This is a genomic window from Streptosporangium pseudovulgare, assembly GCF_014648055.1.
Taxonomy (GTDB): Bacteria; Actinomycetota; Actinomycetes; order Streptosporangiales; family Streptosporangiaceae; genus Streptosporangium; species Streptosporangium pseudovulgare.
This window is the reverse complement of the sequence record NZ_BMQJ01000014.1, coordinates 108,548-128,675: the sequence shown is the minus strand read 5'-3', so window position 1 is coordinate 128,675 and position 20,128 is coordinate 108,548. Positions and strand designations below refer to the sequence as shown.

15 protein-coding genes are annotated in these 20,128 nt (G+C 74.0%); 11 read left to right on the top strand and 4 right to left on the bottom strand.

All coding sequences use genetic code 11. The features are described from left to right. The first annotated feature begins 54 nt into the window (after positions 1-54). A complete protein-coding gene (locus IEZ10_RS25935; RefSeq protein ID WP_189249256.1) occupies positions 55-810 on the top strand; it encodes an MBL fold metallo-hydrolase in 756 nt (251 codons plus the stop codon). Between the two features lie 95 nt (positions 811-905). On the opposite strand, the gene IEZ10_RS25930 is transcribed toward IEZ10_RS25935, so the two are convergent. Beyond that, the gene (locus IEZ10_RS25930; RefSeq protein ID WP_179828083.1) at positions 906-1,109 is read right to left on the bottom strand and encodes a cold-shock protein; all 204 of its coding nucleotides are present in this window, start codon (positions 1,107-1,109) and stop codon (positions 906-908) included. A gap of 217 nt (positions 1,110-1,326) precedes the next feature. Continuing rightward, on the bottom strand, positions 1,327-1,806 hold the full coding sequence (locus IEZ10_RS25925) for a peptide deformylase (protein WP_189249129.1): 480 nt from the start codon (positions 1,804-1,806) through the stop codon (positions 1,327-1,329). A 438-nt stretch (positions 1,807-2,244) separates the two neighbouring features. On the opposite strand from IEZ10_RS25925, the gene IEZ10_RS25920 reads away from it, so the two are divergent. The 6 genes from IEZ10_RS25920 (at position 2,245) to IEZ10_RS25895 (ending at position 11,562) form a co-directional block, all read left to right on the top strand. Beyond that, complete coding sequence (locus tag IEZ10_RS25920; protein ID WP_189249128.1) at positions 2,245-3,567, top strand: MFS transporter; 1,323 nt, start codon at positions 2,245-2,247, stop codon at positions 3,565-3,567. A gap of 217 nt (positions 3,568-3,784) precedes the next feature. Continuing rightward, the gene (locus tag IEZ10_RS25915; protein WP_189249127.1) at positions 3,785-5,935 is read left to right on the top strand and encodes a molybdopterin oxidoreductase family protein; all 2,151 of its coding nucleotides are present in this window, start codon (positions 3,785-3,787) and stop codon (positions 5,933-5,935) included. Next, the gene (locus tag IEZ10_RS25910; protein ID WP_189249126.1) at positions 5,932-7,425 is read left to right on the top strand and encodes an FAD-dependent oxidoreductase; all 1,494 of its coding nucleotides are present in this window, start codon (positions 5,932-5,934) and stop codon (positions 7,423-7,425) included. Before IEZ10_RS25915 ends, IEZ10_RS25910 begins: the two co-directional genes overlap by 4 nt. Continuing rightward, a complete protein-coding gene (gene nirB, locus IEZ10_RS25905) occupies positions 7,422-9,899 on the top strand; it encodes a nitrite reductase large subunit NirB (RefSeq protein WP_189249125.1) in 2,478 nt (825 codons plus the stop codon). The genes IEZ10_RS25910 and nirB overlap by 4 nt, the downstream gene beginning before the upstream one ends. After that, positions 9,896-10,333 carry a nitrite reductase small subunit NirD gene (gene nirD / locus IEZ10_RS25900; protein WP_189249124.1) on the top strand — a complete coding sequence of 146 codons (438 nt, stop codon included), beginning with the start codon at positions 9,896-9,898 and terminating at the stop codon, positions 10,331-10,333. Before nirB ends, nirD begins: the two co-directional genes overlap by 4 nt. Before the next feature lie 71 nt (positions 10,334-10,404). Further along, a complete protein-coding gene (locus IEZ10_RS25895; RefSeq protein ID WP_229811666.1) occupies positions 10,405-11,562 on the top strand; it encodes a uroporphyrinogen-III synthase in 1,158 nt (385 codons plus the stop codon). Positions 11,563-11,687: 125 nt separating this feature from the next. Here the strand turns inward: IEZ10_RS25895 and IEZ10_RS40050 are convergent, their stop codons facing one another. Both IEZ10_RS40050 and IEZ10_RS25885 read right to left on the bottom strand, forming a co-directional pair. Further along, on the bottom strand, positions 11,688-12,293 hold the full coding sequence (locus IEZ10_RS40050) for a hypothetical protein (protein WP_268246372.1): 606 nt from the start codon (positions 12,291-12,293) through the stop codon (positions 11,688-11,690). Between the two features lie 368 nt (positions 12,294-12,661). After that, positions 12,662-13,516 carry a PAC2 family protein gene (locus IEZ10_RS25885; protein WP_189249122.1) on the bottom strand — a complete coding sequence of 285 codons (855 nt, stop codon included), beginning with the start codon at positions 13,514-13,516 and terminating at the stop codon, positions 12,662-12,664. 368 nt (positions 13,517-13,884) lie between these two features. Between IEZ10_RS25885 and metH the strand changes: the two genes are divergently transcribed. The 4 genes from metH (at position 13,885) to IEZ10_RS25865 (ending at position 20,064) form a co-directional block, all read left to right on the top strand. Then, complete coding sequence (metH, locus tag IEZ10_RS25880; RefSeq protein WP_189249121.1) at positions 13,885-17,349, top strand: methionine synthase; 3,465 nt, start codon at positions 13,885-13,887, stop codon at positions 17,347-17,349. Between the two features lie 22 nt (positions 17,350-17,371). Continuing rightward, positions 17,372-18,022, top strand: a complete 651-nt coding sequence (locus IEZ10_RS25875; protein ID WP_189249120.1) for an HAD family hydrolase — start codon at positions 17,372-17,374, stop codon at positions 18,020-18,022. 189 nt (positions 18,023-18,211) lie between these two features. Continuing rightward, complete coding sequence (locus IEZ10_RS25870) at positions 18,212-18,793, top strand: cellulose synthase (protein WP_189249119.1); 582 nt, start codon at positions 18,212-18,214, stop codon at positions 18,791-18,793. Between the two features lie 260 nt (positions 18,794-19,053). Beyond that, positions 19,054-20,064: an ABC transporter permease gene (locus IEZ10_RS25865; RefSeq protein WP_189249118.1), complete on the top strand. Its 1,011-nt coding sequence runs from the start codon at positions 19,054-19,056 to the stop codon at positions 20,062-20,064. The last annotated feature ends 64 nt before the right edge of the window (positions 20,065-20,128 follow it).

Genomic DNA, 20,128 nt, shown 5'->3' with positions numbered 1-20,128 from the left:
CTTTCCCCGGCGTCCGTCCCGGCCGCCGGCTCGGGCCGGGGACTCGGCGTCCACCTGCTCGGCGGGTCCACCGCCGTACTGGAGATCGGCGGGCTCCGCCTGCTCACCGACCCGGCCTTCGACGAGCCGGGGGAGTACCCGGTCGGCCAGGGGCGGGTCCTCGTCAAGACGGCCCCGCCCGCCCTGCGGCCCCCGCGGCTCGGGCCGATCGACGCCGTGCTGCTCTCGCACGACCAGCACCCCGACAACCTCGACGTCTCCGGCCGCGCCTACCTCGCCGAGGCGCCGCTCGTGCTGACCACCGCGGGCGCCGCCGTACGGCTGGCCGGGACCGCCCGCGCGCTCGCCCCCTGGGAGCACGCCGACCTGCCGCGCCCCGGCGGGGGCACGCTGCGCGTGACCCGGGTGCCGGCCCTGCACGGGCCCGAGGGCAGCGAGCACCTGGTCGGCGAGGTCGCCGGGTTCGTGCTGTCGGGAGAGGACCTGCCGACCGTCTACGTCAGCGGGGACAACGCCTCTCTCCGGATCGTGCGCGAGATAGCCGCGCGGACCGGCCCGATCGACGTGGCGGTCCTCTTCGCGGGCGCGGCGCGGACCGCGCTGATCGACGGCCACCTCACGCTCACCGGCGCCCAGGCCGCCGAGGCGGCGGCCCTCCTCGGCGCCCGGCACGTGGTTCCGCTGCACTTCGAGGGCTGGGGTCACTTCACCGAGGGTGGCGACGAGCTGCGCGAGGCGTTCGGCCGGGCCGGGCTCGCCGACCGGCTCACCCTGCTGCGCCCCGGCCGGAGCGCCGTCGTCGCCCTCTGACGCCGGAGAACGAGTCCGGGCCCGCACCGCCGAAGCGGTACGGGCCCGGATGGAAGCCCACGGCCCCTAGGCCGGTCGAGCCTGGTCAGCCCTGATTAGAGGGGCTGGACCTGCTCGGCCTGCGGGCCCTTCTGGCCCTGCGTGGTGACGAAGCTGACACGCTGGTTCTCCTCCAGGCTGCGGTAGCCGCTGGAGGCGATGGCCGAGTAGTGCACGAAGACGTCGGCGCTGCCGTCATCCGGCGCGATGAACCCGAAGCCCTTTTCGGCGTTGAACCACTTGACGGTGCCCTCAGACAAAACTGTTTCTCCTGATCTAGTCTCACCGAGCCGTCAAGTGACGGCTCGGGGCTGCGCGGACCACCACGTATCCGCCAGAATCACCGGAGAAAATGGAGCGCCCGTTGTCGGCGGCTTCCCGGAACACCTGAGCTGACAACCGTCGTCAAGCGTCATCAAGAACTGCGACTGCAACAACCCGACTCTACATGCTTCCGGCGGCGAACGACACCGACACTCAGGAGGAGATCTCCTGCAGGAAGCGTTCGCGCTCGTCCTCGGGCAGGCGGTCGATGAACAGGACGCCGTCGAGGTGGTCGGCCTCGTGCTGCAGGACCCGCGCGAGCGTGCCCAGACCGCGGACGGTGACGGGCTTGCCGTACATGTCGCGCCCGCGCGCGGTGACCATGTAGGAACGCTCCAGCGGCCACCAGGCGTCGGGCGCCGACAGGCACGCCTCGTCGGCCAGCACCGTGCGCTCGGACGCCTCGACGCGCGGGTTGACCAGGTGGCCGGACCGGCCGTCCACGTCGTAGACGAAGACCCGCAGCGGGACGCCGATCTGCGGGGCGGCCAGGCCCGCGCGCCCGGCGCCGGCGCGCAGCGTGGCCTGGAGCGACTTGACCAGCTCCCGCAGGGTCCGGTCGAAGGCGGTCACCGGTTCGGCGGCGGTGCGCAGGACAGGATCGGCGAACGGTCGGATCGGCTGGACGGCCACGCGCACTCCCCGGGGCGGCGAAACGACAGGCGAAAGGTCAGGCGGACGATTCCCGCTCCGGCGCCGTCTCAACCGCGGATCACCGGGTCCTCCCCGGCGCGCGCCGGCCGCCCTCCGGCCGCTCCCGGCCGGGTGCTCTCCCGGCGGGCGCCCGGTGCCTCCGGGTTCTCGCCCGACGCCCTTCCGGTGCCCGTCCTGTGCGCCTCCGGCGCCCGGCCGGGGTTCTCCCGGCGCCGCCCGGCCCGGCGGGCCGTACCGCCGCCGGATTTCCGGGATGTTTCATCCGTGCGGCTCGTGCGTTGCGTATTTCTGTGGTTAGCCGTATTTAACCGGCTCACTACCCCAAGTCACGAAAGTGAGTAACCAGCCCCCATAGGATGCCTGCTGATCTTGCCGGGCGAACGGCGCCCGGCGCTCCGACAGCGAGCAGGAGGAACGATGGCGAACCGCTGGATCGCCGAGTGGCGGCCCGACGACCCCGGATTCTGGGCCGACACGGGCCGGAGGATCGCGCGGCGCAACCTCGCCTTCTCGATCTTCGCCGAGCACCTCGGCTTCACGCTGTGGACGGTGTGGAGCATCGTCGCCGTGCAGCTCGGCGCCTACCGGTTCTCCACCGACCAGCTCTTCTGGATCGTCTCCCTGCCCAACCTGGTGGGCTCGGCGCTGCGCATCCCCTACACCTTCGGCCCGGCGAGGTTCGGCGGCCGCAACTTCACCGTCGTCAGCGTGCTGCTCCTGCTCGTCCCCGCCGTGCTGCTGGCCGTCGCGGTGAGCGACCCCGCCACGCCGTACTGGGCGTTCCTGGTGATCGCGGCCACCGCGGGCCTGGGCGGCGGCAACTTCGCCTCCAGCATGGCCAACATCACCCACTTCTACCCCCAGGAGCGGCAGGGAGCGGCGCTCGGCCTCAACGCGGCCGGGGGCAACATCGGCGTCAGCTCCGTCCAGCTCCTCATGCCCCTGGTGATCGGCGCCTTCGGACTGGCCGCCGCCGGGCTGTTCTGGATCCCCTTCATCGTCGCCGCCGCGCTCGGCGCGTTCTTCCTCATGGACAACCTGTCGTCCGCCCGCGCCCCGGCGCGCGAGCAGCTGAGGATCGCCGGACGGGCCCAGACGTGGATCATGTCCCTCCTCTACATCGGCACCTTCGGCTCCTTCATCGGCTACTCCACCGCGCTGCCGCTCCTCATCAAGAGCCAGTTCCCCGAGCGGGCCTCCCTGGTCTGGCTGGCCTTCCTCGGCCCGCTCCTCGGCTCGCTGGTCCGCCCGGCGGGCGGCTGGCTGTCGGACCGGCTCGGCGGGGCGCGGGTGACGCTCGCCGGCTTCGCCGCCATGGCGGCCGTGGCCGCGCTGGTGTGGCAGGGCCTGGCCCGGCACGACTTCGTCCTGTTCTTCGGCGCCTACCTGCTCCTGGTCGCCGCCACCGGGATCGGCAACGGCTCCACCTACCGCATGATCCCGGCGATCTTCCGGGCCAGGGCCACCACGGGGCTCGCGCCCGGCACGCCCGCCCACGAGGCCGCCCTGGCCGCAGGCCGGCGCGACGCCTCGGCCGCGGTCGGGATCATCTCCGCGATCGGCGCGTTCGGCGGTTTCTTCATCAACCGCGGATTCGGCGGCTCGATCGCCGGGACCGGCGGCGCGGGCGCCGCGCTGGCCGCCTTCGCCGGCTTCTACGCGGTGTGCGCGCTGCTGACGTGGGCCTGCTACCTGCGGTCGGCCGGTCCGGTGGCGGGCCTGGCGGCCGCCCGGGTGTGAGCCGCCCCCGCCCGGCCGCCCGCCCGCCCGGCCGCCCGCCCGCCCGCGGACCGTGCGCCGTGGAGGCCGTCCGCGCGGCCGTCCGTCCGCCCGCGCGGGCCGCCGGCGGCGCGGTTCACACCCGCCGATCGCCGATGTGAACCGCGTTGGCGGCTTGTAGCACACCGGTAACAGAGGGGACCCAGTGGTGAAACCGCCTGAAAGCACCATCGGACGCATGACGATCTCACCCGCCGCTCCCGCGCCTGTGAGGGCGGGTACGGCGACGCACTGCCCGTACTGCGCCCTGCAGTGCGGCATGAACGTCGCCGCCGGAGCAGCGGGAGCCGCCGGAGCCGCCGGAGCCGTGGAAGACACGGGAGCGGCGGGGACCGTGGGGGAGACCGCGGAGACGACCGTGACGATCACCCCGAGGCACGACGTCCCGGCGAACGCCGGCGGGCTGTGCCAGAAGGGCTGGACCGCCGGGGAGCTGCTGGGCCGCGACCGGCGCCTCACCACCCCGCTCGTGGACGGCCGCCCCGCGACCTGGGATGAGGCGCTCGACACCGTCGCGGCGCGGATCCGCGCGGTGCGGGCGGAGCACGGCCCCGACGGCGTGGCCGTGTTCGGCGGCGGCGGGCTCACCAACGAGAAGGCCTACCAGCTCGGCAAGTTCGCCCGGGTCGTGCTGCGCACCAGCCAGATCGACTACAACGGCCGGTTCTGCATGTCCTCGGCCGCCGCGGCCGCCAACCGCGCCTTCGGCATGGACCGCGGCCTGCCGTTCCCGATCACCGACCTGGCCGGCGCCGACGCGATCCTCGTCGCAGGCGGCAACATGGCCGAGACCATGCCGCCGTTCGTGCGGCACCTGACCGCGATGCGGGAGCGGGGCGGCCGGCTCATCGTCATCGACCCGCGGGCCACCGCCACCGCCCGGCGGGCCGACCTGCACCTGCAGCCGGTCCCCGGCACCGACCTGGCGCTGGCCATGGGCCTGCTGCACATCGTGATCGCCGAGGGGCACCTGGACGAGGCGTACGTGGCCGCCCGCACCACCGGGTTCGAGCGGGTGAGCGCCTCGGCCGCCGCCTGGTGGCCCGAGCGGGTGGAGCGGATCACCGGGGTGCCCGTCGCCCGCATGCGCCAGGCCGCGGCCATCCTCGGCGACGCCCGCCGGGCGATGATCCTCACCGGCCGCGGCGCCGAGCAGCACGCCAAAGGCACCGACACCGTCAGCGCGTTCATCAACCTCGCCCTCGCCCTGGGCCTGCCCGGCCGCGAGGGGTCCGGCTACGGCTGCGTCACCGGCCAGGGCAACGGCCAGGGCGGCCGCGAGCACGGCCAGAAGGCCGACCAGCTCCCGGGCTACCGCAGGATCGACGACCCCGCCGCCCGCGCCCACGTGGCCGCCGTGTGGGGCGTCGACCCCGGCGAGCTGCCCGGTCCCGGCCGGTCCGCCTACGAGCTGCTGGACGCCCTCGGCACCGCCGCGGGCCCCCGGGCGCTGCTGCTGTTCGGCTCCAACCCGGTGATCTCGGCGCCCGACGCCGGGCGCGTCGCCGAGCGGCTCGCCTCCCTGGACCTGCTCGTCGTCTCCGACTTCGTCCTGTCCGAGACGGCGGCGATGGCCGACGTCGTCCTGCCCAGCACCCAGTGGGCCGAGGAGGACGGCACGATGACCAACCTGGAGGGCCGGGTGCTGCTGCGCCGCCGGGCCGTCGCGCCGCCGCCCGGGGTCCGCGGCGACCTGGAGATCCTCCGGGGCCTGGCGGCCCGGCTGCGCGGCCCGGAGGGCTTCCCCGCAGAGCCGCGCGAGGTCTTCGACGAGCTGCGGCGGGCCTCGGCCGGGGGGATCGCCGACTACTCCGGCATCACCTACGAGCGGATCGCCGCGGAGACGGGCGTGTTCTGGCCCTGCCCGGACACCGGCCACCCGGGCACGCCCCGGCCGTTCCTGGACCGCTTCGCCACCCCCGACGGCCGCGCCAGGTTCACCCCGGTCGAGCACCGCCCGCCCGAGGAGGACGTCGACGACGACCACCCGCTGTACCTGACGACCGGCCGGGTGCTGGCGCACTACCAGAGCGGCGCCCAGACCAGGCGGATCGCCGCGCTGAACGAGGCGGCCCCGGAACTCTTCGTGGAGCTGCACCCCGACCTCGCCGAGCGGCTGGAGGTGGAACCCGGCGGGCGGGTGCGGGTGGTCGGCCGCCGGGGGACGGCCGAGGCGGTGGCCAGGATCAGCCCGGCGATCCGCCCGGACACGGTGTTCATGCCGTTCCACTGGGCGGGGGCGAACCTCCTCACCAACCCGGCGCTGGACCCGGTGTCGCGGATGCCGGAGTTCAAGGTCTGCGCGGTCCGCCTGGAGCGTGCCGCGTGACCCGGCTGGTGGTGGTGGGCAACGGGATGGCCGGCGCGCGCCTGGTGAGCGAGGTCCGCGCCCGCGACCCGCACATCCGGATCACCGTGTTCGGCGCCGAGACCGGGCGGCCCTACAACCGGGCGCTGCTGTCGAACGTGCTGGCCGGGACGATGACGCCCGGCCAGGTGCGGATGCTGGACGCGGAGTGGTACGCCGACCACGCGGTGACGGCCCTGCCCGGTGTCGAGGTGACCGCGATCGACCGGGAGGCGCAGGAGGTGCTGACCGCCTGCGGCCGGCGTGAGCCGTACGACGTGCTCGTGCTGGCCACCGGCAGCGAGGCCGTGGTGCCGCCGCTGCCCGGTGCGGAGCGGGCCGTGGCGTTCCGGACGATGGGCGACTGCGAGGCGATCCTCGCCGCGGCCGGTACGGCGCGGCGCGCGGTGGTCGTCGGCGGCGGCCTGCTCGGCGTGGAGGCCGCCCGCGGCCTGGCCGGGCGCGGGCTGCCGGTGACGCTGCTGCACCTGGCCGGCCACCTGATGGAGCGCCAGCTCGACGCCGAGGCCGGGCTGGTGCTCGGGGAGAGCCTGGCCGGGCTGGGCGTGGAGATCCGTACCGGCGTGACCGTCCGGGAGATCCTCGACGACGGCGTACGGCTCGCCGCCGGGACGGGAACCGCGCCGGGGACGGCGGGAGCGGCGGCGAGCCCGTCCGGGACCGGGGAGTCCGGGGCCGGGGAGTCCGGGGCGGTGGGGGAGGAGGTCGTCGAGGCCGACCTGGTGGTCCTCGCCTGCGGTGTGCGGCCGGTGACCCGGCTGGCCCGGGACGCCGGGCTCGCGGTGGCCCGCGGCATCGTCGTGGACGACGAGATGCGCACCGGCGACCCGTCGGTCTTCGCGATCGGCGAGTGCGCCGAGCACGACGGCGTCGTCTACGGCCTGGTCGCCCCGGCCTGGGAGCAGGCGGCCGTGGTCGCCGACCTGGTGACCGCCACGGACAAGACCGCCCGCTACCGCGGCTCGCGGCTGGTGACGCGGCTCAAGGCGCGCGGCGTGGAGCTGGCGGCGATGGGCGAGACCCACCTGACCGAGGACGAGGCCGAGATCGTGCGGTTCAGCCACCGGGCCCGGGGCGCCTACCGCAAGCTCGTCATCCGCGACGGCCGCCTGGTCGGCGCGATCCTCCTCGGCGAGACGCCCGCGGTGGGCACCGTGACCCGGCTGTTCGACCACGGCGGCCCGCTGCCCGCCGACCGGGCCGGGCTGCTGTTCCCCGGCCTCGCCGGCGGCGCCGCCGCCGACAGCCCGGTCCGGATGCCGGACGCCGCGCGCGTCTGCCAGTGCAACAACGTCACCAAGGGACAGATCCGGAGCTGCTGGGAGTCGGGCGCCAGGGACGTCGCGGCGGTGGCCGCCGCGACCCGCGCCACGACCGGCTGCGGAAGCTGCCGTGACGCCGTGGAGGGCATCGTCGGCTGGCTGTGCGAGCAGGAGGGCATACCCGTATGAGATCTTCCGACCGTCTCCCCGCCGGAGCCGGGACCAGGCTCGTCGTGGTGGGACACGGCCCGGCCGCCGCCCGCCTGACCGAGGCGCTGACCGCCGGCGGCTTCGCCGGGCGCGTCACGGTGCTGGGCGAGGAGCCGAGGGCCGCCTACGACCGGGTGGCGCTGACCTCCTACCTGTCCGGCCGCACCGCCGAGGACCTCACCTACCCGGTGCCCGAGGGGGTGGCGCTGCGGCTCGGCCGCCCGGTCGTCGGAATCGACCGGGAGGCCCGTACGGTGACCACCGCCGACGGTCACGCCGAGCCCTACGACACGCTGGTGCTGGCCACCGGCTCCAGCCCCTTCGTCCCGCCGGTCACCGGCCGCGACCTGCCCGGCTGCTTCACCTACCGCACGATCGACGACCTGGACGCGATCAGGGCCGCCTGCGCCGGCGCCCGCGCCGGGGTGGTCGTCGGCGGCGGCCTGCTGGGGCTGGAGGCCGCGGACGCGCTGCGCGGCCTCGGCCTGACCACCCACGTCGTGGAGATGGCCGGCCGGCTCATGCCCCGGCAGGTCGACGAGGGCGGCGGCGCCGTGCTGCGCCGCCACATCGAGGCGCTGGGTCTGGCCGTCCACACCGGGACCGGCGTGCGGGAGGTCGTCGCCGGGCCGGACGGGCGGGTCGCCGGCCTCGTCACCTCCGACGGCGAGACGATCGAGGCCCAGGTGGTGGTCTTCTCCGCGGGCGTCCGGCCGCGCGACGAGCTGGCCCGGCGGGCCGGCCTGGCGGTCGGCGAGCGCGGCGGCGTCGTCGTCGACGACGGCATGCGCACCTCCGACCCGGCGGTCTACGCCGTCGGCGAGTGCGCCCTGCACGACGGCGTCGTCTACGGCCTGGCCGGGCCGTGCCTCACGATGGCCGAGGTGGCCGCCGACCGCGTCCTCGGCGGCGAGGCGGTCTTCACCCGGGCCGACACCTCCACCAGGCTCAAGCTGCTCGGCGTGGAGGTCGCCCAGTTCGGCGCCGCCGAGGGCGCGCTGGACGTCACCTTCATGGACCCCGTCGGCGGCGTCTACCAGAAGCTCCTGGTCAGCGACGACGCCCGAACCCTGCTCGGCGGCGTCTGCGTCGGCGACGCCGCGCCGTACGACACGCTGCGGCCCTTCGTCGGCCGCGACCTGCCGGCCGCGCCGGGCGAGCTGCTGTTCACCGGCGGCCCGGCCGACCTCGACGTCCCCGACGACGCGCAGGTCTGCTCCTGCAACAACGTCACCGCCGGGCGGGTCCGCGCCGCCATCGCCGGGGAGGGGCTCACCGACGTCGCCGGGATCAAGTCCTGCACCCGCGCCGGGACGACCTGCGGCAGCTGCGTCCCGGCGCTGCGGAAGATCCTCGCCGGGGCGGGCGTCGAGGTCTCCACCGCCCTGTGTGAGCACTTCACGCACAGCCGGGCCGAGCTGTTCGACATCGTGCGGGTGCGCGGCATCACCACCTTCTCCCGGCTCATCGCCGAGCACGGCACCGGCCGGGGCTGCGACGTGTGCAAACCCGCCGTCGCCTCGATCCTGGCCTCGCTCGGCGGCGGCCACATCCTCGACGGTGAGCAGGCCGCCCTGCAGGACACCAACGACCACTTCCTGGCCAACATCCAGCGCAACGGCACCTACTCGGTGGTGCCGCGCGTCCCCGGCGGGGAGATCACCCCCGACAGGCTGATCGTGATCGGCGAGGTGGCCCGCGACTTCGGCCTCTACACCAAGATCACCGGAGGGCAGCGGATCGACCTGCTGGGCGCCCGGGTGGAGCAGCTCCCGCTCATCTGGCGGCGCCTGGTCGACGCCGGGTTCGAGTCCGGGCACGCGTACGGCAAGGCGCTGCGCACGGTGAAGTCGTGCGTCGGCTCCACCTGGTGCCGCTACGGCGTGCAGGACTCGGCGGCGCTGGCCGTCGCCCTGGAGCTGCGCTACCGGGGCCTGCGCTCACCGCACAAGATCAAGTCGGCCGTCTCCGGCTGCGCCCGCGAGTGCGCCGAGGCGCGGAGCAAGGACTTCGGGATCATCGCCACCGAGAAGGGCTGGAACCTCTACGTCGGCGGCAACGGCGGGTTCTCCCCCCGCCACGCCGACCTGTTCGCCGCCGACCTGGACACCGGCGGGCTCGTCCGCGTCGTCGACCGGTTCCTGATGTTCTACATCCGCACCGCCGACCGGCTCCAGCGGACCTCGGCGTGGCTGGAGCAGCAGGGCCTCGACCACGTCAGGCGGGTCGTCCTGGAGGACTCCCTCGGCATCTGCGCCGACCTCGACGCCCAGATGGAGCGGCACGTCGCCTCCTACACCGACGAGTGGCGCGCCGTCCTCGACGACCCGGACAAGCTGCGGCGCTTCGTCTCCTTCGTCAACGCCCCGCAGACCCCCGACCCGTCGATCGCCTTCGAGACCGAACGCGACCAGATCAAGCCCGTCCTCATCCCGCTGGAGGCCACCCGATGACCGTTCTCCACGAGACGCCGCCCGCCGCCCCGTCCGGAACCCCGCCCGCCGCCTTGTCCGGAACCCCGTCCGGAACCCCGTCCGGGGGCCCGCCCGGGGCGGATACGGCGCCGCGCTGGACACCGGTGTGCGCCTACACCGACCTGCTGCCCGAACGCGGGGTGTGCGCGCTCGTCGGCCGCCACCAGATCGCGCTGTTCCAGACCTTCGACGGCGAGCTGTTCGCGATCGGCAACCACGACCCGTTCAGCGGCGCCCAGGTCCTCTCCCGGGGGATCGTCGGCACCCGCGGCGGCTCGCCCGTCGTGATCTCACCCATGCACCGGCAGGCGTTCTCGCTGGCCACCGGGGCCTGCCTGGACGACCCGGCGGTGGCCGTACCGACCTATCCGGTACGGCTCGCGGACGGCGCGGTGGAGGTGAGCGCGCCGTGACCGGAGCCGCGGCGATCCCGGGACGCGCCGCGACCGGGGCGGGCGCGGAGCATCCCTCCGGCGGGGGAGGGGTGCTCGCGGGCCGCGCCGCCGTGTCCCCCGAGACCGCGCCCGACGCGCTGGCCGGCTTCACCGTCGGGGTCACCGCGACCCGGCGGCGCGAGGAGTTCTGCGCCCTGCTGGAGCGGCGCGGCGCCCGGGTCGTACGGGCCCCGGCGATCCGGCTCGTCCCCCTGGAGGAGGACGCCGGCCTGCTGGCCGCCACCCGGGAGGCCCTGTCCGGCCCGATCGACGACGTGGTGATCACCACCGGTGTCGGCTTCCGGGGCTGGACGGCCGCGGCCGAGGGCTGGGGGCTGTCGGGCGACCTGGCGGCGCACCTGTCCCGCGCCCGGCTGCTGACCCGCGGCCCCAAGGCGCGCGGCGCCGTCCGGGCCGCCGGGCTGGACGACCACTGGACGGCGCCCGCCGAGTCGTGCGAGGAGATCAAACGCCACCTCCTCGCCCAGGACCTCACCGGGCGCCGCGTCGCCGTACAGCTGCACGGCGAACCGCTGACCGGCTTCGTGGCGGAGCTACGCGCGGCCGGGGCCGAGGTCGTCGAGGTGCCGGTCTACCGCTGGCTGCCCTACCGCGACCCCTCGCCGCTGCGCCGCCTGATCAGCCAGACGGTCACCGGCGCGGTGGACGCGGTGGCCTTCACCAGCGCCCCCGCCGTGCTGGCCATGCTCGCCGCGGCCCGCGCCGAGGGGCTGGAGGAGGCGCTCGTCGCCGCGTTCGCCGGCCCGGTCGTCGCGGCCTGCGTGGGCCAGGTCACCGCCGGGCCCCTGCTGGCCAGGGGCGTGCCGGTGGTGTGCCCGGAACGGCCTCGCCTGGGCGCGCTGGCCCGCGTCCTCGCCCGGCACCTGCCCGAGCACGGCGTCACCCGCCTCGTCGCCGCCGGCTGCGAGCTGGAGATCCGCGGGCACGCCGTCGCCGTGGACGGCGGCCTGCGGACGCTGCCGCCCGCCCCCATGGCGGTGCTCAAGCGCCTGGCCGTCAAGCCGGGACACGTGGTGGCCCGCTCGGAGCTGCGGACCGTGCTGCCCGGCGCCACGTCCCGCGACTCCGCCGAGCACGCCGTCGAGATGGCCGTCACCCGGCTGCGCCGGGCGCTGGGCCGGTCCGGCATCGTCGAGACGGTCATCAAGCGCGGCTACCGCCTGGCCTGCGACCGCGGCGCCGCCTGACGCCGTCCGGCCCGCCTTCTCGCGACCGCGGCGCCGCCCGGCGGGGGCCGGCGCCGCTCAGGCCGTCATGGACGCCGGTGCCGCCGGCCGGCCCCGCGCCCTCGCACCCGGCGGGGCGGGCGGCCTCAGGACGGGTCCAGCCTCAGCTCCCGGACGATCTCCCCGGCGGCGGCGTCGCGCGAGGGCAGCGGGTCGGCGCCGACGAGCATCTCGTAGTAGGCGTGGCGGAAGCACCCGGCCAGCAGCAGCCGCGCGCTGGCGACCGGGTCCACGCCGGGGGAGACGCGGCCCGCGCGCTGCTCGGCCGCGAGGTAGGCGGTCAGCGGCACCACCTCCGCCATCGGCCCCATCGCGGAGTCGCGCAGCGCCTCGCGGAGGCGCACCGTGACGGAGGGCGAGCTGAAGACCGGCAGCGCCGCCGACTGCACCTCGACGTAGTAGTCGATGCCGGCCCGCGCGACGGGCAGAAGGTTGCCGCCGACCTCGCCCCGGCCGACCAGGTACCCCAGGTCGTCGAGGATGCGCAGCCAGACCGGCAGCCGGTCCTGCAGCAGGGCGAGGAACATGTCGACCGCCTGGCCGGGGGCGGCGCCGCCCGCGCGGGGGGAGGAGGCGGCGTTCTCGCCGTCCTCGCGTTTCATCAGCCCGGCCAGCTCAAGGACGCGGCGCCGCGTCTCCTGGGCCTTCTGGTAGGGGTCGAGCCGACGGGGGTCGAGCTGGGGAGTCGCCATGGTTGCCCTAACGTGCGCAGTCACCCGGACAATGTGCGGCGTGGGGGAGGGGTCGTTCACCGGAGTTTACGAAGGCGTGTTCCTCCGGGTCGTCGAATCGTTGCGGAGCGGTTACCCGGCGGACGGCCCGCGGCCGAACCGGGTGGGCCGATTATGGCCCCGCGCGGGCGCGCCGGGGACGGAGTAACGGTAACGATGCGCTGGGTGTTTTTCCGGAGGGTGCGGACCGCCGACCTGGCCCGCGACCGCCGGCGCGCTCCCGGCCCGGACGCGGGTGCGGTTCCGGCGCCGTCCCGGGCATGGTCTCCGGGCCCGGGCATGGTCTCCGGGCCAGCGTCCGGATCCGGCGCCGTCCCGGATCCGGGGTCTCAGCCGTCGCCGTCGCGGTCGCGGCGGCGGAGGTAGCGCTCGAACTCGGCGGCGATGGCGTCACCGCTGGCCTCGGGCAGCTCCGCGGCGTCCTTGCGCTCCTCCAGCTCCTTGACGTACTCGGCCACCTCGCTGTCCTGGGAGGCCAGCTCGTCCACGCCGTGCTCCCACGCCCTGGACTCCTCGGCCAGGTCGCCCAGCGGCATCGGGATGTCGAGCAGGTCCTCCAGGCGGCGCAGCAGCGCCATGGTGGCCTTGGGGTTGGGCGGCTGGGCGACGTAGTGCGGCACCGACGCCCACAGCGAGACCGCCGGTATCCCGGAGGCCCCCAGGATGTGCTGGAGCACGCCGACGACGCCGGTCGGCCCCTCGTAGCGGCTCAGCTCCAGGTTGATCGCCCGCGCCAGGTCCTCGTCGCTCGCCGAGCCCACGATCGGCACCGGACGGGTGTGCGGGGAGTCGTTGAGCAGCGCGCCGAGCAGCACCGCCAGCTCCACCCCCACGTGGCGGCAGACATCGGTGATCTCCTGGCAGAACGTGCGCCAGCGCATGTTGGGCTCGATGCCGCGCAGCAGCACCACGTCGCGGTCGGCGCCCGGCGGCCGGGCCACCAGCAGCCGGGTGGTCGGCCAGGTGATCGACCTGGTCAGCCCGTCGCCCATCTCCACGATCGGGCGGGTGACCTGGAAGTCGTAGTAGTCCTCGGGGTCGAAGGAGACCAGCGGGGTCGCCTTCCACTCGTTCTCGAGGTGCGCGATCACTCCGCTCGAGGCCTCGCCCGCGTCGTTCCACCCCTCGAACGCGGCGATCAGCACCGGGTCGACGAGCTTGGGTAGACCTTCGAGTTCGATCACGCGCGGCCTCCTTCTTCGCCTCGCCATGGCCGTCTACCGCATAAGCCTATGCGGTGCGGTGGCCATCACCGAATTCCCAGGGCACGGGCCCCTTCCCCGCTCCGCCCGGGCTCGCGGGGCCTCGGCCGGACGAGGGTTCCGGGGCCGGTCCGCCGCGACGGCCCCGGTTCTCCGCCGGTTCTCCGCCGTCCGGGACAGGGGCGTCCGGGGCCTCCCGGGGCCTCGCCCGCGACGGCTCCGGGACCCCGTCCGAGGTCTCCCGGAGGAGGGCGCCCGGGGCGGGCGGTTCAGCATCCGGTCACTCCGATGTCAGCATCCGGACGCCGTCATGAGCGACCGAGGGTGGATCGGTTAGTACCCTTGGGGCCATGACGAGCATCCCGTCCTTCCGTGACGTCCTGTCCCAGCGCGTGATGGTCGCCGACGGGGCCATGGGGACGATGCTCCAGGCCCACGACGTCGGCCTCGACGACTTCGAGGGCCACGAGGGCTGCAACGAGGTCCTCAACGTCACCCGCCCCGACATCGTCCGCGCCGTGCACGAGGCCTACTTCGAGGTCGGCGTCGACTGCGTCGAGACCAACACCTTCGGCGCCAACCTCAGCGCGCTGGGCGAGTACGACATCGCCGACCGGGTCCACGAGTACTCCGAGGCCGGGGCCCGCGTCGCCAGGGAGGCCGCGGACGCCTGGTCCACTCCCGACCACCCCCGCTTCGTCCTCGGCTCCATCGGTCCGGGCACCAAGCTGCCCACCCTCGGGCACAAGCCGTACGGCGAGCTGCGCGACGCCTACCAGGCGAACGCGGCCGGCCTGATCTCCGGCGGCGCCGACGCCCTGATCATCGAGACCGCCCAGGACCTCCTCCAGGTCAAGGCCGCCGTCGTCGGCGCGCGGCGGGCCGTCGCCGAGGCCGGCCGCGACGTGCCGATCATCGCCCAGGTGACGATCGAGACCAACGGCGCGATGCTGCTCGGCTCGGAGATCGGCGCGGCGCTGACGTCGATCGAGCCGCTCGGCGTCGACGTCATCGGCCTCAACTGCGCCACCGGCCCGGCCGAGATGAGCGAGCACCTGCGCTACCTCGCGCGCCACGCCCGGGTGCGGCTGTCCTGCATGCCCAACGCCGGGCTGCCGGTGCTGACCGCCGACGGCGCCCACTACCCCCTCGCCCCCGACGAGCTGGCCGCCGCCCACGACCACTTCGTCCGCGACTTCGGCCTGTCGCTGGTCGGCGGCTGCTGCGGCACCACCCCCGAGCACCTGCGCCGGGTGGTCGAGCGGGTGCGCGGCCGGGAGGTCGCGGCGCGGCGCCCGCGCCCCGAGCCCGGCGCCGCCTCCCTCTACCAGACCGTCCCCTTCCGCCAGGACACCTCCTACCTCGCCATCGGCGAGCGCACCAACGCCAACGGCTCCAAGGCGTTCCGCGAGGCGATGCTCGCCGGCGACTGGGAGGAGTGCGTCGAGATCGCCCGGGCCCAGGCCCGCGACGGCGCGCACATGCTCGACCTGTGCGTCGACTATGTCGGCCGCGACGGCGCGGCCGACATGCGGGAGCTGGCGTTCCGCTTCGCCACCGCCTCCACGCTGCCCATCGTGCTCGACTCCACCGAGCCCGCCGTCCTCGAAGCCGGGCTGGAGGCGCTCGGCGGCCGCGCGATCATCAACTCGGTCAACTACGAGGACGGCGACGGCCCCGACTCCCGCTTCACCAGGATCATGCGGCTGGTCCGCGAGCACGGCACCGCCGTCATGGCGCTGACCATCGACGAGGAGGGCCAGGCCCGCACCGCCGAACGGAAGGTCGAGATCGCCGGCCGCCTCATCGCGGACCTCACCGCTGACTGGGGGATGCGGGTCGAGGACATCGTCATCGACGCCCTCACCTTCCCCATCGCCACCGGCCAGGAGGAGACCCGCCGCGACGGCGCCGAGACGATCGAGGCGATCCGCGAGATCAAGCGCCGCCACCCGGGCGTGCAGACGGCCCTCGGGCTGTCCAACATCTCCTTCGGCCTCAACCCGGCCGCGCGGGTCGTCCTCAACAGCGTCTTCCTCAACGAGTGCGTCAACGCCGGTCTCGACTCGGCGATCGTGCACGCCTCCAAGATCCTGCCGATGGCCCGGATCCCCGACGAGCAGCGCCAGGTCGCCCTGGACATGATCTACGACCGCCGCCGCGAGGGCTACGACCCGCTGCAGCGGTTCATGGAGCTGTTCGAGGGCGTCGACGCCGCCGCGGTGAAGGCGGGCCGGGCCGAGGAGCTGGCCGCGCTGCCGCTGTGGGAGCGCCTCAAGCGCCGCATCGTCGACGGCGAGCGCAAGGGCCTGGAGGCCGACCTCGACGAGGCGCTCACCCGGCGTCCCGCCCTGGAGATCGTCAACGACGTGCTGCTCGACGGCATGAAGACCGTCGGCGAGCTGTTCGGCTCCGGGCAGATGCAGCTGCCGTTCGTGCTGCAGTCGGCCGAGGTGATGAAGGCCGCCGTGGCCTACCTGGAGCCCCACATGGACCGCGTCGAGGGCGAGACCAAGGGCCGCATCGTGCTGGCCACCGTCAAGGGCGACGTGCACGACATCGGCAAGAACCTGGTGGACATCATCCTGTCCAACAACGGCTACGAGGTCGTCAACCTCGGCATCAAGCAGCCGGTGTCGGCGATCCTGGAGGCCGCCGAGGAGCAGCGGGCCGACGTGATCGGCATGTCCGGGCTGCTGGTGAAGTCCACGGTCGTGATGAAGGAGAACCTCGAGGAGATGAACTCCCGGGGGCTGGCCGGCAGATACCCCGTGCTGCTCGGCGGCGCCGCGCTGACCCGCGCCTACGTCGAGCAGGACCTCGCCGGGCTGTTCGAGGGCGAGGTCCGCTACGCCCGCGACGCCTTCGAGGGGCTGCGGCTGATGGACGCCTTCATGGCGGTCAAGCGCGGCGAGGACGGCGCGGCCCTGCCGCCGCTGCGGCAGCGGCGCGTCAGGACCGGCGCGACCCTGAAGCGAACCCCGGTGGAGGAGCTGCCCGCCCGCTCCGACGTGAGCACCGCCAACCCCGTGCCGGTCGCCCCCTTCCACGGCGACCGCGTGGTCAAGGGCATCCCGCTCGCCGACTACGCCGCGTTCCTGGACGAGCGGGCGACGTTCATGGGCCAGTGGGGCCTCAAGGCCGCCCGCGGCGGCGAGGGCCCCTCCTACGAGGAGCTGGTCGAGACCCAGGGCCGGCCGCGCCTGCGGATGTGGCTGGACCGGATGCAGACCGAGGGGCTGCTGGAGGCGGCGGTCGTCTACGGCTACTTCCCGTGCGTCAGCGAGGGCGACTCCCTGGTGATCCTGGACGACGCGGGCGGCGAGCGGACCAGGTTCACCTTCCCGCGCCAGCGGCGCGACCGGCACCTGTGCCTGTCGGACTTCTTCCGCCCCCGGGAGTCCGGCGAGACCGACGTGGTCGCCTTCCAGATCGTCACGATGGGAAGCCGGATCGCCGAGGCCACCGCCGAGCTGTTCGCCAAGGACGCCTACCGCGACTACCTGGAGCTGCACGGCCTGTCGGTGCAGCTCACCGAGGCGCTGGCCGAGTACTGGCACGCCCGGGTCCGCTCCGAGCTCGGCATCGGCGGCGACGAGTCGCTGGAGGACATGCTGAAGGTCGACGTCACCGGCTGCCGCTACTCCTTCGGCTATCCCGCCTGCCCCAACCTGGAGGACCAGGTGCAGCTCACCGGGCTGCTGGACCCCGGCCGGATCGGGGTGAGCCTGTCGGAGGAGTTCCAGCTGCACCCCGAGCAGTCGACCTCCGCGCTCGTCGCGCACCACCCCGAGGCCAACTACTTCAACGTCTGACCGTCAAGGATTCCACCGATACATGGACGCGGTTCTGTTCGACATGGACGGGCTTCTCGTGGACAGCGAGAAGGTGTGGTTCGAGGTCGAGAGCGAGGTGATGGCGCGGCTCGGCGGCGAGTGGAGCCACGCCGACCAGCGGCACCTGGTGGGCGGCTCCATGCCGGCCGCCGTGGCCCACATGCTCAGGGTCACCGGTTCGGCCACCGACCCGGCCGACGTGGAGACGTGGATGCTGGAGGGCATGACCCGCCGGCTGTCCGCAGGCGTGGAGATGATGCCGGGCGCCGCCGAGCTGCTGACGGCCGTACGGCGGGCCGGCCTGCCCACGGCCCTGGTCACCTCCTCGGTCCGGCCGATCGCCGACGCCTGCCTGGCCTTCATCGGCCGTCACCACTTCGACCGCGTGGTGACCGGCGACGACGTGGCGCGGACCAAGCCGGACCCCGAGCCGTACCTCACGGCCACCCGCCTGCTGGGGGTGGCCGCCGCCCGGTGCGTCGCCCTGGAGGACTCCCCGAACGGCGTGACCGCGGCGACCGCCGCCGGCTGCCGGGTGGTGGCCGTGCCCAGCGTGCTGCCGATCCCCTCGGCCCCCGGCCGCCTCGTCGTGGGCTCCCTGCACGAGGTCGACGTCGAGGTGCTCCGGGCGCACGTCCTCGGCGCCGCCTGACCCGGGCCGCCCGCGGAGAGGGCCGGGGCACGCCCTCGAAGGGCCCGCCGACCCGGGGAGATCCCCGAGGGACCGCCGCCGCTCCCGGGGCCGTCCCCTAGGGGATCATCCCTCCCCGGGGAGGAGGGGCCCCGCGATCCCGCGTGCCAGGATGGAAGACGGGTACGCCGATACGAGGGACGGTCCGCTATGTCGTTCGAACAGATCGCGTGGTTGCCGCTCTGCGCCGGGTTGACCGGGGTGGGGCTGCTGCTCAGCTTCCTGCGGATGCGCCGCAGGGGAGTGCTGGCGGGACTGCGGGGGGTGGCGTGGTCGCTGCTGCCGCTGGCCGCCTATCTGACGGGCGCGCTGCCCACCCTCTGGCGGATCGGCACGGCGATCGTCGGGTTCGTCACCGGTGTGGCGCTCAACCCCACGGTGTGGGCGGGGGTGGCCCTGGCCGGGCTGTCGGCCGTGCTGTTCGTGGTGACCGGGGCGGTGCGCGGCCGCCGGTTGCGGACGTCCGGGTCCGGGCGGGCCGCGGAGGCGCCGGCCGGGGGAGCGGAGGCCGCCGGGGGCGGCGCCGTACGGGGCTCCTCGGGCACCCGGCCGCTGCCGCGTCCCGGGGCGGCGCCCGCCGACCCCGCCCGGCCCGCCGCCGGATCCGGCACCCAGCCCATGGCCCGGCCCGCCGCGAAACCCGCCGGGAAGCAGGCCGGGAAGCAGGCATCCTCCTCCGATGACGACTTCTCGGAGATCGAGGACATCCTCAAGCGACGTGGGATCGGTTGACACTGAGTTACCCATCAGTGCAATGTCACGAATCCGAGACAGAAGCGGAACGGCTTCCGGACATTCGGCCCAAGATCAAAACAAATGAATTGCGCATGAATCACAGTTGAGCCACATAGCGCCCTCAGGGGTTGGTCTGCGCAGATCAGCCCATAGATTCTGCGTCCAGGACCGTGAGCGCGGTTCGGAACAGCAGAGGGCGCACCCCACCCGGGCGCACCCGTCGGACAACGTCGTCTGGGATCCAGGGGGCCACACGCATGACCACACCGCTCGACGTCTCCGGGCAGGCCATGGAGGCCCAGCCGGAGGCCGTTCTCCAGGGGACGGGCGGAAAGGCCATCGAAGGCCGTTCGCTCGGCCAGATCGCCTGGACCCGCCTCAAGCGCGACAAGGCCGCCGTCGCAGGCGCCGTCGTGGTGGTGTTCCTCGTCCTGGTGGCGATCTTCGCGGAGCGCCCCTTCGGAGGACTGATCGCCCTCTTCGGCGACCCGCCCAACATCCCCAACAACGACCTCATCGACCCGATGACCAGCGCGCCGACGGCCGCCTTCGGCGGCATCAGCCTGGAGCACCCCTTCGGCCTGGAACCGGTCAACGGCCGCGACATCTTCGCCCGCATCCTGTCCGGCGCGCAGATCTCGCTGCTGGTCGCCTTCCTCGCCACGCTCGTCTCGGTGGTGATCGGCGCGCTGCTGGGCGTGCTCGCCGGCTACTTCGGCGGCTGGATCGACACGGTCATCAGCCGGCTGATGGACGTCTTCCTGGCCTTCCCGCTGCTGCTGTTCGCGATCGCCATCGTCGGCGCGCTGCCCGACCAGGCGCTCGGCATGAAGGGCAACGCGCTGCGCATCGCGGTGATCGTGTTCATCATCGGGTTCTTCAGCTGGCCCTACATCGCGCGCATCGTGCGCGGCCAGACGCTGTCGCTGCGCGAGCGCGAGTTCGTCGACGCCGCCCGCTCGCTGGGGGCGAGCAACGGCTACATCATCTTCCGCGAGGTGTTCCCGAACCTCGTGGCGCCGATCCTGGTCTACTCCACGCTGCTCATCCCCACCAACATCATGTTCGAGGCGTCGCTGTCGTTCCTCGGCGTGGGCGTGAACGAGCCCCAGGCGTCCTGGGGCGGCATGCTCACCCGGGCGGTCGACTACTACCAGATCGCCCCGCACTTCATGATCGTTCCCGGCCTCGCCATCTTCATCACCGTGATGGCCTTCAACCTCCTGGGCGACGGGCTGCGGGACGCCCTCGACCCGCGAGCCAGGTAGCGCGAAGCGACCGTCGCGACCGTTCGTCTCCACCACCGCCACTTCACGACAAGGGGTGTACCAC